Origin of the sequence: Acinetobacter sp. YH12095 (assembly GCF_013419245.1) — a bacterium.
Classification (GTDB): Bacteria; Pseudomonadota; Gammaproteobacteria; order Pseudomonadales; family Moraxellaceae; genus Acinetobacter; species Acinetobacter towneri.
Genome location: NZ_VPAL01000009.1, coordinates 47,304 through 70,878, shown reverse-complemented (window position 1 = coordinate 70,878; position 23,575 = coordinate 47,304). Strand labels below are relative to the sequence as shown.

At 42.2% G+C, this 23,575-nt stretch carries 21 protein-coding genes and 1 tRNA gene; 7 read left to right on the top strand and 15 right to left on the bottom strand.

The window, feature by feature from the left end:
- Nucleotides 1-10 precede the first annotated feature (10 nt).
- Entirely contained in the window at nucleotides 11-619 is a 609-nt protein-coding gene (locus FTU35_RS08180; protein WP_004970222.1) for an SPOR domain-containing protein, read from the top strand.
- 95 nt (nucleotides 620-714) lie between these two features.
- Here FTU35_RS08180 and FTU35_RS08175 read toward each other — a convergent pair whose 3' ends face one another.
- The 3 genes from FTU35_RS08175 to FTU35_RS08165 form a co-directional block, all read right to left on the bottom strand.
- Complete coding sequence (locus FTU35_RS08175; protein ID WP_004970224.1) at nucleotides 715-1,368, bottom strand: glutathione S-transferase family protein; 654 nt, start codon at nucleotides 1,366-1,368, stop codon at nucleotides 715-717.
- Between the two features lie 124 nt (nucleotides 1,369-1,492).
- Nucleotides 1,493-1,891, bottom strand: a complete 399-nt coding sequence (locus FTU35_RS08170) for an OsmC family protein (protein WP_004970227.1) — start codon at nucleotides 1,889-1,891, stop codon at nucleotides 1,493-1,495.
- Between the two features lie 32 nt (nucleotides 1,892-1,923).
- Nucleotides 1,924-2,871, bottom strand: a complete 948-nt coding sequence (locus FTU35_RS08165; RefSeq protein WP_004970229.1) for a pirin family protein — start codon at nucleotides 2,869-2,871, stop codon at nucleotides 1,924-1,926.
- Nucleotides 2,872-3,116: 245 nt separating this feature from the next.
- Here FTU35_RS08165 and FTU35_RS08160 point away from each other — a divergent pair, with 245 nt between their 5' ends.
- Nucleotides 3,117-4,409 carry a GGDEF domain-containing protein gene (locus FTU35_RS08160; protein ID WP_171501115.1) on the top strand — a complete coding sequence of 431 codons (1,293 nt, stop codon included), beginning with the start codon at nucleotides 3,117-3,119 and terminating at the stop codon, nucleotides 4,407-4,409.
- Between the two features lie 294 nt (nucleotides 4,410-4,703).
- Here the strand turns inward: FTU35_RS08160 and guaA are convergent, their stop codons facing one another.
- Together guaA and FTU35_RS08150 are read right to left on the bottom strand one after the other, a co-directional pair.
- Entirely contained in the window at nucleotides 4,704-6,272 is a 1,569-nt protein-coding gene (gene guaA, locus FTU35_RS08155) for a glutamine-hydrolyzing GMP synthase (RefSeq protein ID WP_154321183.1), read from the bottom strand.
- A gap of 224 nt (nucleotides 6,273-6,496) precedes the next feature.
- The gene (locus FTU35_RS08150) at nucleotides 6,497-6,919 is read right to left on the bottom strand and encodes a DoxX family protein (RefSeq protein WP_154321184.1); all 423 of its coding nucleotides are present in this window, start codon (nucleotides 6,917-6,919) and stop codon (nucleotides 6,497-6,499) included.
- A 231-nt stretch (nucleotides 6,920-7,150) separates the two neighbouring features.
- On the opposite strand from FTU35_RS08150, the gene FTU35_RS08145 reads away from it, so the two are divergent.
- Complete coding sequence (locus FTU35_RS08145; protein ID WP_096902210.1) at nucleotides 7,151-7,786, top strand: DedA family protein; 636 nt, start codon at nucleotides 7,151-7,153, stop codon at nucleotides 7,784-7,786.
- A gap of 98 nt (nucleotides 7,787-7,884) precedes the next feature.
- Here the strand turns inward: FTU35_RS08145 and FTU35_RS08140 are convergent, their stop codons facing one another.
- From FTU35_RS08140 to FTU35_RS08120, 5 genes are all read right to left on the bottom strand, one after another.
- Entirely contained in the window at nucleotides 7,885-8,475 is a 591-nt protein-coding gene (locus tag FTU35_RS08140; protein ID WP_131261281.1) for a LysE family translocator, read from the bottom strand.
- Nucleotides 8,476-8,717: 242 nt separating this feature from the next.
- On the bottom strand, nucleotides 8,718-9,113 hold the full coding sequence (locus FTU35_RS08135; protein ID WP_131261282.1) for a hypothetical protein: 396 nt from the start codon (nucleotides 9,111-9,113) through the stop codon (nucleotides 8,718-8,720).
- Nucleotides 9,114-9,126: 13 nt separating this feature from the next.
- Entirely contained in the window at nucleotides 9,127-9,963 is an 837-nt protein-coding gene (locus FTU35_RS08130; protein WP_154321185.1) for a ParA family protein, read from the bottom strand.
- Nucleotides 9,964-10,064: 101 nt separating this feature from the next.
- Entirely contained in the window at nucleotides 10,065-10,457 is a 393-nt protein-coding gene (locus FTU35_RS08125) for a SirB2 family protein (protein ID WP_104852855.1), read from the bottom strand.
- 13 nt (nucleotides 10,458-10,470) lie between these two features.
- Nucleotides 10,471-10,782 carry a BolA family transcriptional regulator gene (locus tag FTU35_RS08120; RefSeq protein WP_104852854.1) on the bottom strand — a complete coding sequence of 104 codons (312 nt, stop codon included), beginning with the start codon at nucleotides 10,780-10,782 and terminating at the stop codon, nucleotides 10,471-10,473.
- A 236-nt stretch (nucleotides 10,783-11,018) separates the two neighbouring features.
- Here FTU35_RS08120 and FTU35_RS08115 point away from each other — a divergent pair.
- From FTU35_RS08115 to FTU35_RS08105, 3 genes are all read left to right on the top strand, one after another.
- Nucleotides 11,019-11,094 (top strand) — tRNA-Gly (locus FTU35_RS08115).
- A gap of 348 nt (nucleotides 11,095-11,442) precedes the next feature.
- Complete coding sequence (locus FTU35_RS08110; RefSeq protein WP_004883943.1) at nucleotides 11,443-11,760, top strand: helix-turn-helix domain-containing protein; 318 nt, start codon at nucleotides 11,443-11,445, stop codon at nucleotides 11,758-11,760.
- Complete coding sequence (locus FTU35_RS08105; protein WP_179991374.1) at nucleotides 11,757-13,046, top strand: type II toxin-antitoxin system HipA family toxin; 1,290 nt, start codon at nucleotides 11,757-11,759, stop codon at nucleotides 13,044-13,046. Before FTU35_RS08110 ends, FTU35_RS08105 begins: the two co-directional genes overlap by 4 nt.
- A 17-nt stretch (nucleotides 13,047-13,063) precedes the next feature.
- Here FTU35_RS08105 and FTU35_RS08100 read toward each other — a convergent pair whose 3' ends face one another.
- Both FTU35_RS08100 and FTU35_RS08095 read right to left on the bottom strand, forming a co-directional pair.
- Complete coding sequence (locus tag FTU35_RS08100; protein ID WP_180064671.1) at nucleotides 13,064-16,411, bottom strand: DEAD/DEAH box helicase; 3,348 nt, start codon at nucleotides 16,409-16,411, stop codon at nucleotides 13,064-13,066.
- A 166-nt stretch (nucleotides 16,412-16,577) separates the two neighbouring features.
- Complete coding sequence (locus tag FTU35_RS08095) at nucleotides 16,578-17,816, bottom strand: hypothetical protein (protein WP_180064670.1); 1,239 nt, start codon at nucleotides 17,814-17,816, stop codon at nucleotides 16,578-16,580.
- Between the two features lie 213 nt (nucleotides 17,817-18,029).
- Here FTU35_RS08095 and FTU35_RS08090 point away from each other — a divergent pair, with 213 nt between their 5' ends.
- Nucleotides 18,030-19,400: a phosphomannomutase CpsG gene (locus FTU35_RS08090; protein ID WP_180064669.1), complete on the top strand. Its 1,371-nt coding sequence runs from the start codon at nucleotides 18,030-18,032 to the stop codon at nucleotides 19,398-19,400.
- Nucleotides 19,401-19,488: 88 nt separating this feature from the next.
- Here FTU35_RS08090 and galE read toward each other — a convergent pair whose 3' ends face one another.
- From galE to FTU35_RS08075, 3 genes are read right to left on the bottom strand one after another with little or no spacing between them, the layout of a single operon-like run.
- Nucleotides 19,489-20,514, bottom strand: a complete 1,026-nt coding sequence (galE, locus tag FTU35_RS08085) for a UDP-glucose 4-epimerase GalE (RefSeq protein WP_180064668.1) — start codon at nucleotides 20,512-20,514, stop codon at nucleotides 19,489-19,491.
- The gene (gene pgi / locus FTU35_RS08080) at nucleotides 20,507-22,222 is read right to left on the bottom strand and encodes a glucose-6-phosphate isomerase (RefSeq protein WP_180064667.1); all 1,716 of its coding nucleotides are present in this window, start codon (nucleotides 22,220-22,222) and stop codon (nucleotides 20,507-20,509) included. The genes galE and pgi overlap by 8 nt, the downstream gene beginning before the upstream one ends.
- Nucleotides 22,222-23,490 (bottom strand): nucleotide sugar dehydrogenase, encoded by a 1,269-nt coding sequence (locus FTU35_RS08075; RefSeq protein ID WP_180064666.1) that lies wholly within the window; start codon nucleotides 23,488-23,490, stop codon nucleotides 22,222-22,224. Before FTU35_RS08075 ends, pgi begins: the two co-directional genes overlap by 1 nt.
- Nucleotides 23,491-23,575 lie beyond the last annotated feature (85 nt).

Genomic DNA, 23,575 nt, shown 5'->3' with positions numbered 1-23,575 from the left:
GGAAGTCCACGTGTTTGGAAAAACGCAACGCGGTGTATCTGAACGACCGAATAAGCCAAAAAAACCACTAATTCCAACGTGGTTAGGCACACTCGTGGTGATTTTAATCGTGTTGTGTTTTGCTGTAGCCTTAATGCTATGGAAACCGTGGGCACCTGTACAGCCTAAAGGGCAAATCAATTCTGAGCATTATCAGGAAGATACCAACAAAGACTATCGTTTTTATGATTTGCTGCCACAGCAACAGGTTACCCCAATTCCTGAGCAAGCGGTGCCTGAAACACAGCAACAGAATACCGTAGTCATTGTTGAAGCGCCTGCTGCTGTAGAGGCGCCAGCGGCCAGCGAAGCCAATGTTGGCCTGACAGAAATGCCTGCCCCTGTGGTACAAGCCAGCTATATTCTACAAGTGCGTAGCTATACCGACCCAGATGCTGCAGATGCACGTCGTGCCGAAATTATTTTGAATGGTTTATCGGCAGATGTAGTGAAAAGTGTAGAAGGTGGTGAAACTTGGTATCGGGTGATTTCAGGCCCTTATGATTCAGCCGATGCTGCAGTGATTGCTCAGCAAACTTTGCAGCATAGTGGAATTGATTCAATTGTCGTGAAACGCTAAGCCTCATTGTTATCAATCGACCAAAATCAATTAAAAAAAGATGCCTCGGCATCTTTTTTTAGGTCTATAGAACGATGTACTCACAAAAATCATCGCTAGATTTGCATTAACTGCTGCTCACGTTCGCGTGCACGCTGAAATGCAGGACGCTGTTCCACGCGTGCCAAATAAGCCGCAATCTGTGGATAATGATGCCCGGTACGGCTTTGCAATGCTTGGAGCGGGAAACCCATTTGAATATCGGCAAAAGAAAAATCCCCTGCAAAATAATCATGTTTGCCCAAATAATCTTCTAAATAAGCAATATGATCTTTTAAACGAGGCTGAATAAACCCTGCTTTAACACCTGCAGTAATTTTTTGCGCCATTGGTCGAACTAACCATGGCACATGCTGCGGCACATTGGTCATCACCAATTGCATCACTAACAATGGCATTAGCGAGCCTTCGGCATAATGCATCCAGTATTGATATGCTTGCTGTGCTGAAGCCTGCTGCGGTTTAAACTGCCTTTGCGTATCATAATGCTGCTGCAAGTACTCCAAAATGACTGCAGATTCTGCAATGGTCTGCTCTGCATCCGTCAAAATTGGTGCTTTACCCAATGGGTGAATCAGCTTCAATTCATTGGGCGCACTTAAATTGGGCTGACGGTGGTAAAACTTGATTTCATAGTCCAAACCCAGCTCTTCGAGCGCCCACAAAATGCGGAAAGAGCGGGATTGATCAAGGTGGTGTAAAGTAATCATAAACGTCCTATTTTGTTTTTATTACATCTGTTTTTAAGTGATTGTTATATCTTCTGTTTCACGCAACATTATAAAAAGGCATGTCCTGCATGCCTTTTTATAAGAGACGGATTCAACTCTAGGTTTAACCCAATTCAGTACGAATTTCCACACTGCGTAACAAGGTTTTCGTCACAGGTGTTTTTTGACAGATATTCAGTACTTTTTGCTGTAATTCTGCATCTAACGCTGCTTCAGTTTGCACACGGCGTTCAATCCACTCCTGCCCTTCCTGATTGGTAAAGAAGTCCGCCTCGACCTGAATTTTGCCAAAATCCAAACCCTTATGCTGTGCATACATACGCAAGGTAATCATGGTGCAAGCGACCAAACTGCTACATAACAGATCATAAGGTGCAGGACCTGCATCTTGACCACCTAACTTTTCAGGCTCATCTACCTTCCATTGGTGCTGACCACTTTGGATCTGACCTTGCCATGCCGTGTCTAAACTGCGTACCTGTGCTGTGCCAATCTTGGCCATAAGATGCTCCCTATAGATTGATATTCCATCATTTATTTTGATGCACGCATTTTTGCGGGGAAAGTCGGCGCTTCTAAACGTGGTCCATCGTAGTCTGGTATTGTGCCAAAACGAGGATCATGATTGACCCATTGCTCACGTGCAATGCTGAGTTCCTCTTGGGTACGACCGACGAGATTCCACCACAACAAAATTGGCGACTCAAAAGGTAAACCGCCCAATAGCAACAGACGCGCACCCGCATGTAAATCTAGCTGAATTTCGGTTAAGCCCGGTTCAAGCACCAGCATATTTTCATCGTTTAATTCATGCCCATGCACAGTGGCTGTGCCTTCCAGCATCATCAAACCATATTCAAATTTAGGATTCAGCGGCAAACGGGTTGTCGTGCTGGTTTCACTATAAATATCTACCCCTAGCAACTCACTATGTACTAATACTGGTGAAGTGGTATTTAAAAATTCACCAACTAAGATGGTAAATTCCACTCCATCTAGCAAAACCACAGGCAAGTCAGGGTAATGATCAAAACGTGGCGCCATATTGCGCTGATCATCAGGTAAAGCAATCCACAGTTGCGCTGTATGCATGTGTGTTTCGGTGTCGGGAGCAACTTCGGTATGTGAAATACCATAACCCGCGGTCATTAAATTAACCTGTTTGGGACGAATCAATTGCTTAGTACCCAAACTGTCGGTATGCATAATGCTGCCTTCAATCATCCAGGTGAATGTTTGCAAACCAATATGTGGATGCGGCCCGACATCTAAGCCTTCACCTTGTGGAAAATTAACAGGACCTGCGTGATCTAGAAAACACCATGCCCCAATCATGCGTTTATGCCGACTCGGTAAAGCACGTTTAATTAAAGTTCCCTGCCCAATTTCAGCACTACGCAGTGGAAATTCCTGTATAAATTGCTTGACGTACTTATCACAATCGTCTGAATTGGAAAGCTCGGTATAATTGCTGTTGCTCATCCTATACCTCTTATATTTCTGTAAATTCCTTGACTATTAAATATAGTAAATCACTAACGAAGAGCAAGATGAAATTTGTTGTTCTGATTTTTATGGTTCAAACTTGAACTACACCTTAAAATATATGGCATAATTTTGACCAAAATTTAAAAAAATAGAGAAAATACCCAAATTTAGGGAGGTTATTTTTTCTGCATTTTGCGCATAATCCTCACTATAAGTTGTCAATTTGAGTAAATATCGCTATGTCTGTAAAAGCTCGAATGGGGGAACAGACCCGTTCGAAGATTTTAAGCAATCAGGAAGCCTCAGAAAAACTTTTAAAAACAACTGAGTGTGATCTTGAAAACCGACAAGCAATTGAAAAAGCATTGCAGCACCCTGCTGCGCAACTCCCGCCGCAATTTGAAACACATTTTTATCAACACCAGAATTTACATCAGCGTCGTTATTTACGCCAAGTCAATTACATTGGGCAAATGACGTTCCTGCTGTATTTCTTTATCGATTATTTCATCATTCCAGATGTCACTACACTCTCGGCCACACTCCGTCTCAGTGCTGTTGTATTGGCGCTGATTGGCAATTATTTCTGCTTTAAATTGATCAAAGATATTCGCCTGCTAGATTTAATTTTACCGGTCAGCGCCACACTGTGCTGCGGTATTTGGTTCTATATCCTGTCGCAATCACAAAGCCCTTGGATTTCCACTTATGTGTATGCCTCGGTCATTTTTGTGCTCATGGCGAACCTATGTATTCAAGTGCGTTTCCGCCCTGCGGTCTACAATTCATTGGTCATGAGCGTACTCATGTTTTTGGGGGTGATTTCCCTCACCAATTTGCAGGATGCCTTAGTTTTTATGGTGGTGTATATCCCTGTATGTTTGTTGAGTTTGTATATCAGTTGGATCAACACCCTAAATGCCCGCCATCACTTTTTACGCAGTTTGCTGGATGACTGGAATTTTCATACCTTGCAAGCCTTGGCACACACCGATGAACTGACCCAACTCAATAACCGACGTCAGTTTGTACACATGGCAGAACACAAAATTCATGCATGGCCTAAATCTGAATCGGTCTGCTTACTAATGTTTGATGTCGACTTTTTTAAACAAATTAACGATACCTATGGGCACGATATTGGAGATCGGGTCTTACAAAATATTGCAGACATTGCTCGTAAAGAAATGCGCCGCAAGGATATTTTGGCACGCTTTGGCGGTGAAGAGTTTATCGCTCTGCTTAGTGAAACCAGCTTAGATGAAGCACTGATGATTTCAGAACGCTTAAGACAAAAAATTGCTCAGCATGAAATGTGTATAGGAAATAAGTGCTTTAATTTTACCGTGTCGATTGGTGTATCGAGTTTAAAACCGCAACAAACTGACTTACAGCTGTTGATTAAAGAAGCCGACCTCGCACTTTACCAAGCCAAACAAAGCGGACGTAACTGCGTGATCAGTTATGATGTGGGAATGTCTGAGCCACCCGAACCGATTTTAAAAAAAGAAGTTAAATCTTGGATGATCTAAAGATATAAAAAAATGAGCACATTACGTGCTCATTTTTTGGGTTTTTGGCTAGAGTATGTTTAAAAAACCCTAGCTGCTGCGCGCATCTTGCGCCCATTTTAAATAGCGGTGTTTTAAAATAGGCTCATGGCGTAAAACTGGCAAGCAGCAGTGCTGCTTGAAACCCCGACTGCCGCGCGCATAGCGCTTGGCGTAATTCAGGCACGAAGCAGTGCTTCGTGAAATCCCGACTGCCGCGAGCGTAGCTCTTGGCGTAAATTTGGCTAAAAGCTATCGCTTTTAGAAAGCCCAAATTTACTCCCATTCAATGGTTGCAGGTGGTTTAGATGATACGTCATAAACCACACGTGAAACGTCTGCAATTTCATTCATGATGCGGGTAGAGATTTTGTCGACTAAATCGTACGGTAAATGTGCGAAACGTGCTGTCATAAAGTCCACTGTTTCTACAGCACGAAGTGCAATTACCCATGCATAACGACGACCATCGCCGACGACACCAACTGATTTTACAGGTTGGAATACTGCAAATGCTTGAGCTGTTTTGTCATACCAGCCACTTGCACGTAATTCCTGCATGAAAATATCATCAGCTAGACGTAAAATGTCTGCATATTCTTTTTTCACTTCACCCAAAATACGCACGCCCAAACCTGGACCTGGGAATGGATGGCGGTAAATCATGCTGTGTGGCAAGCCTAAAGTGGTGCCAAGTTTACGAACTTCATCTTTAAACAAGTCACGTAATGGTTCAACCAATTCAAAAGCTAAATCTTCTGGTAAACCACCCACGTTGTGGTGTGATTTAATCACATGCGCTTTGCCTTGTTTGCTGGCTGCAGATTCAATCACGTCTGGGTAAATCGTACCTTGTGCCAAGAATTTCACGCCATCCAGCTTACGTGCTTCTTCGGCAAAAACTTCAATAAATTCACGACCAATGATTTTACGTTTTTTCTCTGGATCAACTTCGCCAGCCAATGCACCCAAGAAACGCTGTTCAGCGTCGGCACGAATCACGCGAATCCCCATGTTTTCTGCAAACATTTGCATCACTTGATCGCCTTCGTTCAAGCGCAACAAACCATTGTCTACAAATACACACGTTAATTGATCGCCAATGGCTTTATGCAACAATGCCGCAACCACAGAAGAATCCACACCGCCCGACAAACCAAGCAATACTTTTTCATCGCCAATTTGCTGACGTAATTGCTCTACACGCAAGTCGATAATGTGTTCTGGTGTCCACAAACCACGACATCCACAAATTTGATGTACGAAGTTAGACAGTAATTCTGCACCTTTAGCCGTGTGCGTTACTTCTGGGTGGAATTGAATACCATAGAAACGGCGTGTTTCATCAGAAATCATCGCCACAGGGCAGCTTGGTGTGCTAGCCGTAATTTGGAAGCCTTCTGGAATGCGTGCCACTTTATCGCCATGGCTCATCCAAACGTGCAATTGGTTTTCACGGTCTTGCAAGTTACCAATCAGTTTGTCACGTACCAAAATATCGACTTCGGCATAACCGAATTCATGTACTGAACCCGCTTCAACTTTACCGCCCAGTTGTTCTGACATGGTTTGTAAACCATAGCAGATACCCAGTACAGGTACGCCTAAGTTAAATACAATTTCAGGTGCGCGTGGACTACCCGCTTGGTGAACACTTTCAGGTCCACCCGATAAGATAATACCGTTTGGATTAAATGCACGAATGTCTTCTTCCGACATATCGTAGGCATACATTTCAGAATATACGCCCGCTTCACGAACACGACGTGCGATCAGCTGGCTATATTGCGAACCGAAATCCAGAATCAGGATACGATCTTCAGTAATTTGAGTATTGGTAGTCATGACAAACAACTATAGAAAGGCAAACGAATTAAGCGCGCTATTCTAACATTTTTCCACGCCTTGCGCACACTATTCAGACAATCCTAAAAATGGCTATTTTTCTTCGTGATATTGCAGTGACCACATACTCTAAGTTTTAAAAGACTATGCATTTTCTATGGCATAAAAAAAGCAACCTTCTTGAAGATTGCTTAAATTGTTGAGCTGATGTGGAAATCAATGACTTACTTTTTTGCTTCCAAAAGATGGTCTAGACTTATTTTGCCTGCACCGTACAACATCACATAGAAGAAACCACCTGCTAAACCAATATTTTTCATTAAGTTCAAGGCATCTTCTGGCGCGCCATGGAACAAAAATGCAGTCACGAGACTAAAAACACCTAAGCCCAAGCCGACCACTCGTGCCTGAAAGCCCAATAAAAGTGCCAAACCACCGCCCAATTCCAGCAAAATAACGAACGGCAATAATGAACCTGAAACACCCATCTCCTGCATATAACCCACAGTTGCCTCATAGCCTGCAATTTTTCCCCAACCAGATACAATAAATAAATACGCTAAAAAAGCACGTGCAAATAAACTTACAATGGCTTGCACACTTGCTTTTTCGACCACACTTTTTAACACAACATTTGGATTAAACATCAGATCACCTATATTTTTGATTCATTCTTGAAGACAAATACATCTTAGTTTTTTCAAAATTCAGGATAAATACGCATTTAAAAGACATGTTGTTGCATCTATGCAACGAAAAAGAACCGATGTGGCTGGTCTAGCATCCCTAAAATCACTGTGAAAATTATTTACCTTTTCATACTGACTTTCCGCCTGTGGACTGCTAGGATTTGAGCACACTTTCGCTTGTTTTTTCCCATGGAACTGATTGATTTTATATTACACGTCGATGAACATTTGCTCGAATTCATCACCCAATATGGGGTATGGATTTACGCTATTTTATTCCTGATTATTTTTGTAGAAACGGGCTTGGTGGTCATGCCGTTTTTACCTGGCGATAGTTTGCTGTTCGCAGCAGGCGCACTGGCTGCATCGACAGGAGTGATGGATCCGTGGATTTTGGGTATTTTATTGTTTACTGCTGCGGTACTCGGTGACACCTTGAATTACCACATTGGTAAATATATTGGTCCACGGGTTTTTGAGCTGGAATCACGTTTTATCAATAAAAAACATTTGATCGAAACCCAGAAGTTTTTTGAGCGACACGGCGGAAAAACCATTATTTTTGCGCGTTTTGTGCCTTTTGCGCGTACCTTTGCGCCCTTTGTGGCGGGTGCAGGCAGCATGAATTATAAATACTTCCTAACCTATAACGTAATTGGCGCTTTTTGCTGGATCGCGTCGTTTATTACACTCGGTTATTTGTTTGGCAATATGCCAATTGTGAAAGACAATTTCACCCATTTAATTTTCGGCATTATTATTTTAAGTGTCTTGCCTGGGGTGATTGGTTTTATTCGCCAAAAACTCAAGAAAAAAACTGCTTAAGTTGTGAAATTCTTTGGGCATGCCTGTTGAACAGTGCTGCCCTTATCCATTCAAAATAGGTGAGATGAGTGCTCAACTCACCAAAAATCTCTAAATCTTTAGAAAAAACGTGCTACCACTGGCAGCATACACACCACCAACAGCAAAGCCGAGCCTTTATATAACAAATCTGCCGTCACTTTATTGGTTTCTCGCGCCAAAACTGCTCGCCCAAAAGACATCCAAAATAACGCTGTTGGCAATAAAATCAGACCAAATAAGACATAGACCATGGCAAAGTTGGTCGGGTTATCCCATGTTTCTGTAGGCAAAATACCTGCCGCAAATAACAAGGCTTTCGGGTTTTTAAAAGTCGAAAAAAATAATTGTGCAGGGCGAATGGCAGAGTGCTTTTGACAATGTTGTTCTAAATGTGACTGCTTCCATAAATGAAAAGCCATCCAAAATACATAGCCCGCACTTAAAACATGCAGAATATCAATCAAATAAGGCCAAATTGGCGCACTCAAATGAATGAATAACGCCCACAGACTAATGGCATACATATAACCAAAAAACTCTGCGGGAATCAGCAGACTGGTTTTGGCAATGCCTTGTTGGTGGGCTGAGCTTGCCAATAGCGCATTGGTCGGGCCAGGAATCATCAAGACCGCAATCATTGCTAGGACAAAGAGCCAACTTTCAATCATAAACACCAGAGCATGCAAATCAAAAATAGGAGCACACCTTATATGAAAGCCATTGAAAATGACAAGTTTTTCTATCTGGCAGGACTGACCCAAGGGTATAAATAGGACAGAAAATAAAGTTAAGTTTTTGTTTTTAAAATATTAGATTGAAATCAATCTTGAATTATCTTGCTACATTTTTTAAGCAATGGTGCTGCAAAAATGACAGCACCACGGACGAAATATTCGCAAAACCCTAAAATTTAAGATGTTGCAGGTTTGAGCTTAACAATAATCGGGCAAGCTTTAAATTTTGCTGCTTGCACAATGGCTTCTTGCTCACCTAAAAGACGTGCCAATTCTGTTCTTTTGGTATTGGATGACTGTCCCATATTGACAGAAACACTCGGTGCAACGCCCCAACCGCCACGGCTGCCCCAACCACCGCCTAAACCGATACCCACACCAACACCTGTACGTTTCGGTGCTTCAACACCGCTTTCAATATATTGCTGAATACGGTTATATTCGCTTTGTAATTGTTGGCAATTCAAAGCCTGATAATGTGTAGGCGACACATAGCTAGGTTTCACTGTGGTCGCACAAGCCCCTAGCAATAAACTACTTGCCGCGACAAGACCAATTGCAAATGTTTTCATGTCTACCTCTGTATCACGCTTGCTCAATTTCATTGAACAATGATTGATAGGCCTGCGTCAATTTATGATCTGTTGCCAAATGAATTAATGGCAAATTTTTATGATGTGATTCTTTCATCAACACCGAAGGCGGCAACATGCTATTCAAAACAGGTAAACCTTCATCTTTGAGTTGCTGAACCACTTCACGCGGCAACTTGGCCTGCGCCTGAAACTGATTCACCACAATGCCTTCAATTTGCAAGTTTGCATTGTGGTCATCCTGAGTTTCCAACACATTTTCAATCAAACTTTGCAAAGCACGTTTAGAAAAGACATCGCAGTCAAATGGAATGAGCACCCGATCTGCAGCAATTAATGCCGACAAGGTAAAGAAGTTAAATGCAGGCGGGGTATCAATAAACACGCGGTCATATTGATCGGACAATTGTTGCAAGGCATCACGTAGTTTGTAAATTTTATGTTTAGATTCTAAGGCATGTGCCAAACCACCTAATTGCGGGCTAGCAGGAATCACATCCAGATTCTTAAACGGTGACTGATGCACATAAGCTTCTAAACCTTTGCTGCGGTTTTTTAAAATAGAGCCTAGCGCATTGCCCAATAAACCTTTGGACTGATTGCCCCCCAAAACCTCTTCAAAATAATTTTCAATATTGGGTTCAAGTGCAGGTTTATCGGCAGAATAGGTCGCATCATCGCCCAGTAAATATTGACTGGAGTTGGCTTGCGGGTCGAGATCAATTACCAGTGTTTTTAGCCCTTGATGAGCACTGATTGCTGCCAAATTCACGGTAATACTGGACTTTCCAACACCACCTTTCTGATTAAACACCACACGTGTGCGCATTGTCGCCCCTCGTTGAATGACTTCAGTTCTTGTTATATGTTCAGTTTAACCGACCCGCTATGATTGTTGGCGCATAGTGTCTAACAATCCTTAAACTTGCCCTAGCCAAAACTTGGTTTAAGCATAACCAAACCTAAAATGGCAATGAAAGCAATCAGGGCCAGTCCCCAGCCAACACGGCGCTGCACCAGCAAAATACGCTCATCTTTTTTATACGCTTTAATCAAAGAAGAAAGCATCACAAAAAATAAAATAATTTTGGCATAAAACCAAGCTTCGACCTGAAAATCCTTCAGAAATAAGGCAATGACTCCTGTCACCACAATCAGCGTGAGTGCCGAATGCTGCAAAGCTACAAAGACTTTCCATGCTTTAGGGTTTGGAGAGTGGTTCAATGTACCTTTAAATAAAGTCATGGCACGCACCACAATCACTAACAGCAACAAAGCCACTGCAGCAACGTGAATATTGTTCAGCATTGATAAATTTTCCATCTATAGCCTTCCCTTACGCATCTTTTGGTGCATGTGCACATTCAGGGCTTGACGTATCTTGGCCTTGCCACTCAGAGGCAACAAAGGCATGAATCGCAAGCGCATGAATTTTATTTGGCGCGAGTAGATCACCCACAGCGGCATAAATTTTTTGATGACGTTGTACCGAACGTAAGCCCTGAAAAACATCACTGACCATCACCACTTTAAAATGGGATTCTTTTCCTGGGAAATAACCGCCATGCCCTGCAGATTCATTCACAACTTCTAAATGACTTGGATTTAAAGCAGCTAAGCGTTGCAACAATTGTTGTTCTAAACTCATGATTGTATTTCCCAAAATGGTTTAAAGGCTGCCTAGCAGTATAACTGCGTTCTATACAATTCTCAGCACTTTGGCAGAATCATTCGTGCTTGGTGCTGTTACAGCGTGTTTTTCTACTTAAATTTGGCGATCTCATCGCCAGTTGTTCTAAAAAATGTCGTTTATTTATGCAATTAAGCTAATTTTTTGCATAAATGGATTGACCCTATTTTTGCATAATGTATTATACACCGCATGCGGGAATAGCTCAGTTGGTAGAGCACAACCTTGCCAAGGTTGGGGTCGCGAGTTCGAGTCTCGTTTCCCGCTCCAGATTCTAAAAGCCTCAGTTGAATGACTGGGGCTTTTTTATTGTTGTTTTATTCAATATTTTACTTCATAAGAAATTTTTATACTTAAAAAAGTAAGTTTACAAAAGTGCTCTTTCAAAACTGTGAACAAAAAACCGTGTAGATGATGCTCCAGAGTATCAATCATACAAGATAAAAAAACTCCAAAACAAAAGATAGTATTAGCTACTACTAAGTGGCTTATGTTAAACAAGATCAGCTTGCCTAGATCCTAAATATTGATGCCGCGGAGCCTGTTAATAATTTCTGTCATTGCTTCTTAATAAAAAAGCAACTAATATGCTTCTTACACCACCAAAAAGCAATAAATATGTCTACACTAAATAAGTCTTTACTACAGCAAGTCAAAAAAAGACGAACCCTATTGGGTTTAAAGCAAGTTGATATGCAATCACGTACAGGCATTTCAAGACAGCAGTACCAAAAACTGGAAAGTCAAGGCAATCCTCGATTAGATACCTTAGAAATTATTGCGGCAGGACTAAATGCTCAACTGATGCTCATCCCAGATGATAAGGTTCATTTGATTAGACAATTATTGAATGATGAAATTAAAGTCACTATTGAAGATCAAGATGACTTAATGTCTAACCCATGGAAAGGTCTTCTCGGAGGAGAGGAACCATGAATACTGTTGCCGTCCTGAAATTAACATTACATCACGTTGTCGTTGGATACTTGGCAGGATTTCAGAGCGGAAAAAATATTCTGGTTTTCACAGATTCTTTTCACTTGGATCAGCAACGTCCGACCTTGAGCTTGCTTACTTCCCCTTTATATCCTCAAGCGGATAAGATTTTAGAAAAGACCTATGTTACACATCAGCGCTTACACCCCTTGCTATCAAATCTGCTACCAGAAGGTGCATTACGCGAACTCATAGCACAAAGCCTCAAAATACATATAGACAATGAATTTCAGTTATTGGCAGCTTTAGGTCATGACTTACCTGGGGCACTGATTGCAACCCCAGTAGATCCAGAAGAAATCCCAGATGGAATAAAATTTAAGCTTCAGATCTCGAATCCAGATCAGATATTAAAACAAGAGATTCGGACAAATAATAAGTTTTCCTTGGCTGGCGTCCAAATGAAGTTTTCCATGAAAGCCAAAGATGGGCGTTTTACATTAGCACAGGCAACGGAATCCAGCCTACTCGGTGATTGGATTGTCAAAACTCCTTCTACCAGACATGCTTTTGTTCCGCTGAATGAATACTCTATGATGATCCTTGCCAAAATGGTCGGAATAGATATCCCAGAGATTCGTTTGGTAGATATGGCACTCTTACAAGACCTTCCACCATTAAATCTACCCCAAGAGCAATATGCTTTTGCAATTAAGAGATTCGATAGGCAGAGTACTGCTAATACTACAGAGCTTATTCATATTGAAGATTTTGCTCAGATCTTTGGTTCATATCCACACCAGAAATACAGCACCACAAATTATGAGCAGATCGGTAAGATCATTTATCACTATTCAGATAACAAAATTTTTGATATTCAGCAATTTGCCAGCCGTTTACTCGTCAATATTTTACTCGCCAATGGAGATGCACACTTAAAGAACTGGAGTATGATTTATCACGATAAAACAACGCCAAGATTATCCCCTGCATACGATATATTGATGACAAGTGTATATATTGAAAATGAGCGTCATTTCGCCTTAAATCTTGCCAAAAATAAAGATTGGTATTTAGCTGAGATGAAACACTTTGAACAATGGGCTGAAAAAGTCGGTGTTCCATGGCGTGTTATTGAAAAACAACTTCACGCGATCATGGACAAAGCACGGTCGGTATGGCCAGTGCTATTACTAGACTTACCTATGATTTCTGTTCATAAAGAAAAATTAAGAGAACATTGGAAAAAATTGCATCCAGACCTTCAGATACTTACAGATGATTAGGGTAATCTGAAACCAAACTAAAATTTCTCAAACAAGTTCATCACGTCATTTTCCGTCAGTTTCGCTTCGCCTTCATGATCTGTACTTAGAATAGAGTGTGCCAGTTCTGCTTTATTTTGCTGTAAGGCAAGAATTTTTTCTTCTATGCTTTTATTAGTAATCAGCTTATAGACAAATACCGGCTTGTCCTGTCCAATCCGCCATGCACGATCTGAAGCTTGATCTTCAGCAGCAGGGTTCCACCATGGATCATAGTGAATGACCGTATCTGCGGCAGTTAGATTCAAACCGACCCCTCCTGCTTTCAGACTGATTAAAAATACCGGCACTTGTCCAGACTGAAACGCTGTAATGACTTCATCTCGCTTTTTGGTCTTTCCAGTCAGCTTCACATAGCCAATTTCTGCGTGATGGAACTTTTGTTCAATCAGTTCCAACATTGAGGTAAACTGAGAGAAGATAAGAATTTTTCGCCCCTCTTCCACCATTGGAACGACCATATCCATCAACTGTTCAAGTTTGGCAGAATGCGCCTGCCCAATTTTCACTGAATCCAGCTTTAGTAAGCTAGGATGGCAGCACACCTGACGTAGCTTCAGTAAGGCATCTAAAATTTGAATTTGACTACGTTTAAAGCCTTTTTCTGCCACAATTTTCTGAATGCTTGCCTGCATCGTGGCACGAACAGCCTCATATAACTTGGATTGCTGGTCATTCATATCAATATTGACTTCAATCGTGGTTTTTTCAGGCAATTCCTTGGCAACGTCAGTTTTCAAGCGACGTAAAATAAAGGGTTTAATGCGGTTGACCAACTTTTGCCTTAACTGCTGATCACCGCGCTTTTCAATCGGATGACGGTACTTTTTATTAAAAATTTCTTGTGAATATAAAAATCCTGGCATCAGGAAATAAAATAGTGCCCACAGCTCACCCAAATGATTTTCCATAGGTGTACCGGTTAGACATAGACGATGTCGCGCTGTTAATTGTCGTACTACCTGTGCAGCTTTGGCGCGCGGATTTTTGATATTCTGCGCCTCATCCAAAATGAGTTGATGATATTCATATTGCTTTAGTTGCTCTTCATCTCTCGCCAGAAGCGGATAGGTGGTTAACACAATATCATAGTGCGGAATCTGCTCAAAATACTGATGGCGATCGGGCCCCTGTAGCAGCAATACCTTGAGCTCTGGGGTAAATTTCTCCGCTTCTTTGAACCAGTTATGCATCAGCGATGTGGGTGCAACAATTAAGGCGGGACTATCCTGCAAATATCCAGCCTGCTTTTCCATGAGTAAATGGGCTAAAGTTTGTGCTGTTTTCCCCAAGCCCATATCATCTGCCAGAATCCCGCCATGCTGGGTTTCCCTTAAAAACTGTAACCAGCCTAAGCCCTGCTGCTGGTATAGACGCAACTCCCCCTGAAAACCTTGTGGTGTCGGCAGTTGTTGCTGATAGCCTTGTTTGAATTTATGTACAAATTTCTGCAGGCGATCACTGACCTGCCATGTCATCCCAAGATTATGCTGCAATTCTAATAATTGACTCGCATCATAGCGATCAATACTGCGCTCTTCTTGCTGTAAAATGCTCTGCAAATGCAATAATACCGGCTTAATATCCCTAGCGGATAGCGCCAAATCAGGTTGATCAACTGCAGTTTTCACGGTGAAAATTTGACTGTCATGCAGATGAATAAAAGTCCGCGGATCAAGTAAATCAGGATTTACTCGCACCAAAGCTACGAGCGCATCAAGTAAATTATAAGAATTGCCTGCACTGTCTTGAACCGTCGCCCCGATATTGAACCAGTCCTGCTGGCCTTCAGATTCAGTGATAGAAATATTTAAATTTTCAACATATTGCAGGTTAAAGGGGCTGTTTTCCAGATGCTCTATCTGCCAGCCCATCAACTCAATTTGATTGATGGGCATCAGCTGTTTGATCCAGTCTCCATAGAAAGCAAAAACCATAGAATCGAGACGTTGTTTATCCAGTTTTAATTGCTGGTCATAACTAAGATCTTTCACCCACTTCAGTGATTCGACCAATAGCTGTAAACGCTGGATTGACTGTTGTTCCTGAACTAAGTCCCGAAGCTGTCGCACCATTTTGTCATGCTGCTCACCAATGAAACTGTCACCTGATGTACCTGCTTTAATTCGCCCGCCTGCATAGGAGAATTCAATTTCAGCACAAACAGACTCTTCCCATTTCCAATCAAATTTATCTAAAACACCGAAGCGTAAAATTGGCTGGGGACTACCCTCAAGGACATCAATATGCTGAATAAACTCGGGTTGAGGCAGATTTTGCACGTCTGAATATTGATGAGTCAGTTGCTCAAACTCTGGCAAGAGCGTAGCTGGAAGATCAGGCATCTGTAAAAAATGGTAGAGCAGATTTGCCGTATATTCACCATATAACTGGCCCACCGTGTTCTGTTGAATATCCACATAACATGGTGGCTGGCTCGCGAGAATCTGGATATGTGGATTTGATTTTAAATCGAGTCGAATATCGCCATTAACCAATTCAATGTTTAAATGCTCCGTCTGTTTGTTGACACCTTGTTCCCAGATCAATTCGATGTGATAGCCTTGTTCTGACCATTGAAGTGCAGCATAGCTCTTTTTTTGCCAGTACACATCGCCACTTTGAATAAAAGATTTAAAGTGCTCCAATGAAATTCCGGAGATATCAAGATTGCTTTGATAAAAACGCTCGTCGCTGTTTATTTTGGCGTAATAATAAATCTGGTTAAATAATTGTCGTTTTTGTTCAGGTAAAGTCAGATGCTTTCTGGTGATATTTTCATATTGGGTATAATAACTTTCCCCCGCAATTGAGCCGTTTTTATTGCGTCTGGCCTTCTGAACATCAACTGTCAATTTCTTTAAGCTGACCGACTGATCTAGCAGGTAAATTAAATAATTGTTTGTTTTGACAGATTGCTCTGGTTCAGTCTGTTGTAAATACCGTTTAAAATCATTCAACCAGCGCTGCGCCTGATCATCCCCCCATCGGCGTTTTGCGATTCCCTGCGGGGATTGAGAGTCAGCATAACGCTGCTGAAATTCCTGGCGATATTCCTGAAAGAATAACCGCGCTAAAGCAGCAGCATGTTTACAGTTATATCCAACCGGACAAGTGCAGTCGTCATCGATTAAACGGTCTTTTTGGGGATTATAGGTAATTGCAGTATCGTAATAATCTGTCCCTTCAATTTGGGCATACATCGTAACCCCGTCTTTTTCCTCAAAGAACTCAATCGTTTCCCTATCAATGCGTTTAGCATAGCTAAGACTGCGCTGAAGAGTTGCTGTACTAAAGCGAGATAGAAAATTGATCAATGAGGACATAATTACCAGACACTAAAAATGTTTATACAATTATAACGGACAAAGGTGTCATTTCAGAATAGTAGCCGAACGGCCCAACCTGAGCATAACTTGGATTCACTCAAAAGGAATATTGTAAATAAAGACTACTTTTTGCATAAACATTCAAAGCCAAACCTCAATATGTCTACATCATCACAGCATGCATTTCCCACACATATTGACTGCGCATCAATTGCTTTAATTGTTTAAGGTCTTGATATTTTTCCAGTATCTCTTGCGCTCGAGCTAATTTTTGTTGAACATGTCGATAGTCTTGCTCATATTTTCGATACAAATCCTGCACTTTAATTTTACGGTTAGAATATAAAAACTGACTCCAATTAAAAGAGTAAATAATGTCATCTACTTGCATTTGCAAAGTTTCTAACTGTTCTTCTAAAAGCAGGTTATACGCTTTTAATTGTTGATTGGCGAAAGACAAATTATGCTGCTGACCCAACTGAATTTGCAAATTTAACAATGTCAATAAATCATTGGCTTCATAAGCCTGATTGGCTTGCTGCATCAATACGGTTTTTTCTTGTTTTTTCTGCTCATCTTGCTCACGATCTGGGTGAATCCACGCTGTAATTTTTAAGTAAATCGCTTTAATGGACTGATTTGCTAGTTTCTTGGCTTCTTCACGCTGTTGCTGTTTTTTTGCTGCTTTGGCTTTTTCACGGGCAATTTGCTGTTCGGCAAAAGCTTTTTGCGCACTACTCAACTGACTTAAAAAATCCAGCTCCTCTTGTTCTTGCATTTTTTGTTCAAATTTTTTTATAAAGTCATCTAAATCTAATGGATCATGCTGAAAATCAAAAAAATCTAGATCTAGGTCATATTCTTCACAAAGAAAATGCTTCAAACTTTCTAGCTTGAGCTGTGCCAAGCGCTCTTGTTCAGACTTATCATGTTCAAAACTATTTTGTTCACATTGTTCAACATTTTCGTCTTCTGACTCTGTTGCTGTTTTAGCTTCAGATCTTAAATCCACATCATCTGTGTCTAGCAATTCAATATGATGCCCATAACTGTTCAGCAATTCTGTTAAAAACTGAACTTGTTCGGTAGACATCTGCTGCGAATCCAAAAGTTGTAAACTGAGTTGCTCAATTTTTTGATCCAGCTTAGTTTGCTGGGCTGCCGTCACTTTTTGTTGTTTTTGCTGAAGCAATTGTTGAATTTGCTGAAATATAACTTCACGCAATTGCGCATAAGTCAGTAAAATTTCACGGCTGGCACGTGCCTGAATATCGGCTTGTGCGGTCTGCCATTCATTCAAACGTAGCTGTTCCTGCTCAATTTTTTGGCATAATTTCTGAAATTTTTTCTGTGGCGCAGAAAGTTTCTGCTCTGGCTCTAAAGTACTTTTCTGTAATTCCATCTTCAATCATATCGAACACATAAGTCTGAGTCGTATTTTAACCAACTTCTTACTCATTAAAAACACATTTGCCCATCACCACGTCTTTTCTCATCCATAGTCTTTGACCTGAAACATCTTCAAGCAATTGATCTTCCATTCTATACAGCACATTACACACAGTTCGATTATCATAGGCAGCAATACGATTTTTCCAAATATTTAGGACAATACATGAGCACATTAACCTGTTTTAAAGCCTATGACATTCGCGGAAAATTGGGCACAGAACTCAATGAAGAGATTGCCTATAAAATTGGTCGTGCTTACGGACAAATTTACCAACCCAAAACCGTTGCGATTGGTTGCGATATTCGCCTTAGCAGCGAAGGCTTAAAGCAGGCCACCATTCGTGGTTTAAATGATGCAGGGGTCAATGTGCTCGACTTGGGAATGACAGGCACAGAAGAAGTCTATTTCGCAGCCTTTCATTTAGACGTGCAAGGTGGCATTGAAGTAACTGCCAGCCATAACCCCATGGACTACAACGGCATGAAACTGGTACGTGAAAATGCACGTCCGATTAGTGCCGATACCGGCCTAAAAGACATTCAGGCTTTGGCAGAATCGGGCGAATTTACCCCAGTTGAGCACAAAGGTAGCACTCAAAGCTACAATATTTTGCCTGAATTTATTGACCATTTAATGACTTATATCGAGCCTAGCAAAATTCGCCCAATGAAACTGGTCATGAATGCAGGCAATGGCGCTGCAGGACATGTGGTCGATGCAATTGAGCAAAAATTCAAAGCTCTGAATATCCCTGTTGAGTTTGTCAAAATTCACAATGATGCCGATGGTACTTTCCCCAATGGTATCCCCAATCCAATTTTAGTGGAAAACCGTGATAGCACCCGCAATGCCGTATTAGAGCATCAAGCCGACATGGGCATTGCGTGGGATGGTGACTTTGACCGCTGTTTCTTGTTCGATGAAAAAGGCCAGTTTATTGAAGGCTATTATATTGTCGGCTTATTGGCACAGGCGTTTTTGCTCAAACAAGCAGGCGAAAAAATCGTGCATGACCCGCGTTTGGTCTGGAATACCTTTGATGTAGTCGCGCAATATCAGGGTGAAGCGATTCAATCTAAATCTGGACATGCCTTTATTAAAGATGTGATGCGTGAGCACAATGCCGTTTACGGCGGTGAAATGAGCGCACACCACTATTTCCGTGATTTCGCCTATTGTGACAGCGGCATGATTCCCTGGTTATTGGTGCTTTCTGTGTTGTCTGAAACAGGAGAATCGCTATCGAGTCTGGTCGAAGAAATGATTGCCAAGTTCCCATGTTCGGGCGAAATTAACTTTAAAGTGACCGATACTCAAGTCACGATCCAAAAAATCTTTGAGCATTATGCCAACCAAAACCCAGCGATTGACCAAACCGATGGTGTGAGCCTTGACTTTGGTGCATGGCGTTTTAATGTGCGTGCGTCAAATACTGAGCCATTATTGCGCTTAAATATTGAAAGCCGTCGTGATCAAAACCCGCGCCCAATGCAGGACTATGTGGATGAGTTGACACAATTGATTCAAGCTTAATCTGAAAATCAAAGCAATATAAAAAAGGGAGTCAAAACTGACTCCCTTTTTTATGCTCTAAACCTTGTGGCTGAGTGTATGGCTAGAATCATTCATCTTGACGATAACCATTCGGATTCTGCTTTTGCCAGTTCCAACTATCGGCCAACATATCCTCTAAAGCATATTGTGGTGTCCAGCCCAGTTCTTGCACGGCGCGGCTATTATCTGCAAAAGAGGTCGCCACATCGCCTTCACGACGTGGTCCAAACTCAAATGGAATCTGCACACCATTGACCTGTTCAAAAGTATTCTTCACTTGCAGCACCGAAATTCCATTACCCGTACCAATATTCCAAGCACGGCAACCCTGGGCAGTCAAACGGTTATTCAAGGCACATAAATGCGCATTGGCCAAATCGACCACATGAATATAATCGCGCACACCAGTACCATCTGGTGTGGCATAATCCTGCCCAAAAATTGACAGTTTTTCACGACGTCCCACCGCTACTTGGGTGACATAAGGCATTAAATTATTTGGAATACCTTGTGGGTCTTCGCCAATGCAGCCACTTTTGTGCGCCCCCACAGGGTTAAAATAACGCAATAATGCAATTGACCAACGTGCATCGGCAAGGGCTGCTTTTTGTAAAAGCTGTTCTACAATCAGTTTGGTATAGCCATAGTTATTGCTTGGCATACCCGTTGGCATCTCTTCATTCAACGGTGAAATATTGGCTTCATCGTACACCGTGGCCGATGAACTAAACACCAGTTTAAACACATGCGCACGTTGCATCGCCTGAACCAGACTAATTGAACCCGCAATATTGTTGTCAAAATAGCTCAGTGGAATTTGTTGGCTTTCTCCCACTGCTTTGAGTCCTGCAAAATGAATCACCGCATCAATTTGATGTGCAGCAAACACAGCATCCAAAGCAGCAGCATCACGAATATCACCCTGAATAAACTGCAAGGTTTTGCCCGTCAGTTGTTGCACCCGCGCCAATGACTCTGCCGAGCTATTGGACAAATTATCTAGCACCACCACACTGTGCCCTGCATTCAGCAACTCGACACAGGTATGTGAACCAATATAGCCAGCACCGCCTGTTACTAAAACATTAGCCATCTATTTTTCCTAATAAAATTTTTAATAAACCTTGAGTCGATGCATCAAGCTTGGACACATCTGTTTGTTCTCCACTTAAAATCGGCAACAGTTGATTGGCAATCTCTTTACCTTTTTCAACACCCCACTGATCAAATGGGTTGATATTCCAAAGCACAGATTGCACAAAGACTTTGTGTTCATACAAAGCAATCAACATGCCTAAGCTATACGGATTGAGTTCTTGCAATAAAATACTGCTACTTGGCTGATTACCACTGTACTGCTTATACGCAGCTAAGCCATCTAATTCCTGCTGATCTAATGCTTGATTACCAAAGGCCAAAAGCCGCGACTGCGCCAAGCAGTTGGACAAGGCCAAATGATGCTGCTCTACTAAAGCCTCGGCATTTTCCGCATAGGTAAACTGATTGGCATTATAACGCTGCACAGGAGCAATAAAATCACAGCTGACCGCATGTGTCCCTTGGTGCAGCAATTGATAAAACGCATGCTGTGCATTCGGCCCAACCTCACCCCAAACAATCGGGCAAGTGTCCAAGCTCACCGCCTCGCCATTACGCTGAATCGACTTGCCATTCGATTCCATTTCTAATTGCTGTAAATACGAAGCGAAGTATTTTAAACGTCCATCATAAGGCAAGACCGCATGAGTCTGAATATTCAGGAAATTATTATTCCATACCCCAAGCAAGCCCATCAGCACTGGGATGTTCTGATCAAATGCAGCCGTTTGAAAATGCTGATCAACCGCATGTGCACCTGCTAAAAACCGCTGAAAACCCGCAACGCCAATGGTCAGGGCAATCGGTAAGCCAATACACGACCATAACGAATAGCGACCACCCACCCAATCCCACAGCAAGAGCTGATTTTCAGGACAAATGCCCCAAGCAGTCATTTTATCGGCTTTAGTGGATACCCCAATAAAGTGATGTTTCAGAATTTGCGCATGTGTACCCAAAGCCTTTTCCAGCCATTGTTTCACCGTTTGCGCATTGGATAAGGTATCAATGGTGCCAAAAGACTTGGACGAAATAATAAATAAAGTGGTTTCAGGACGCAGACGATGCAGCAATTCGGATAGCTGGCTGCCATCCATGGTGGACACAAAATGTACATTCAGTGGTTTTTCAGTTGCCACTTTAAAATCAGATAAGGCTTGGGTCACCATCAAGGGGCCTAAATCTGAGCCACCCACACCAATATTGACCACATCCTGAATCACTTCACCCGTGGCACCACGGTATTGGCCTGCATGGATTTTTTCCACCAAGGCATACATACGTTCAAGCTGGGTATGCACTTGCTCAGTCAATGCAGCGTAGGCATCACTCTGTTCGGAAGCGTATGCTGCTGGGCTGGTCGCAGGCAAACGCAAGGCCCAATGCATCGCATCGCGCTGTTCGGTATAGTTGATTTTCTCTGAGCCCGTTGCCGTTAAAAATAAACGTTGAATCCACTCAGCAAGCTGACTCTGCTGTGCAAACTGAACCAGAGTCTGCAACACCTTGGCATCAATCCGATGCTTGCTATAATCAAACAGCACACTGTCCAAAGCCACCGAGAAACGCTGAAAACGCTGTGGATCTTGAGCAAACAGCTGATTTAAATGCAGCTGCTGAAACTGTTGTTGCAAGTGTTGTAATTGCTGCAAGGCCGTTTGCTGTGGCTGATTATTTGCCTGTGATGTTGTGGTACCCATCATTAGCGACCGACTCCCATATAAGCAAAACCTTGTGCCTTCACAAATTCAGGATCATAAATATTACGACCATCCAAAATCAGCGGATGCTGCATCTGCTGCAACAAAGTTGGATAAGCCAAACTCCAGTACTGTTTCCACGCGGTCAGCACACATAATGCCGATGCCCCCTCTACCGCTTGGTATTGGTCTGTACATAAAATCAGATCATCACGCTGACCATATTGTGCCGCAATTTCAGGTAAGGCTTGTGGGTCGTGCAATTTGACCGTCACACCCTGCGCCCACAACGCAGGTAACATCACATGAATGGGAGAATGTTGCACCCGTGCGGTATTTTCTTTAAAGGCTGCGCCCCAAATGGCCACAGTTTTGCCGTGTAAATCGCCCTGATAATAATTCCACAGCTTTCTAAACAAGAGTTCTTTTTGTTGTTCGTTAATATCCCAAACCTGCGCCAACAGCTGACTTTTTACCCCTGTGGTGGATACGGTACTGGCCAGAGTCTGAATATCATGGCTAAAGTTTTCACCACCAAACCCCGCACCAGGATACATATAAGATGCACCAATGCGACTATCTGCCGCCATACCCTGCCGCACATGCTCAATATCAATCCCCAGTTTTTCTGCCACCACCGCCAAGTCATTGATATAACTGATACGGGTTGCCAACATGCCTGAAATACTCAGTTTGGTAAATTCTGCATCCAACACGGGCATAAACAGGTATTGCTGTGCACGTGGAAATAAAGGGCGGAGTAATTCTTTGAGTTTGACTTGCGCACGTTCATTTTCACAACCCACCGTGAGTTGCTGTGCACGGGTCATACTTTGAACGGCATTGCCCTCTTGAATCATGTCGGGCAAATACATCCAGTCATCTTGTGGCAAGATTTTTTGCAGGCGCTGTGTGCCATTTAAACCCAAAGTTGAGGCATTGATCATCAATTTAGGGTGAATGATCGGACGTTGTTGCAACTGCCCCAAAACGGTTAAGGCGTGGGCTTCTTCAGTCGGGTTCAAACTGAGTAGATACACATCCACATCTAAAGGCAATGCAGCAAAATCACAATAGTTTAAAAAGCCTTTGCTGCATTGTTGTTGTAATAACAGGCTCAAGGCTTGGTCTTGAAAGCTGAGATGTTGCTGTTCGAGTGGATGGGCAGCATCCTGAAAGATATCGCACCAATAGACGTGATGCCCACATTCTGCCAAGAGTGCAGACATCACGCCTGCATAGAGGGTTTTTCCAAAGACTGCGACTTTCAAAATGTGTTCCTGTGTATTGGTTGATGCTGTTTATTTCACGTGGGTTCCTCCCTTTTTTAAAGGGAGGTTAGGAGGGATTTTTACA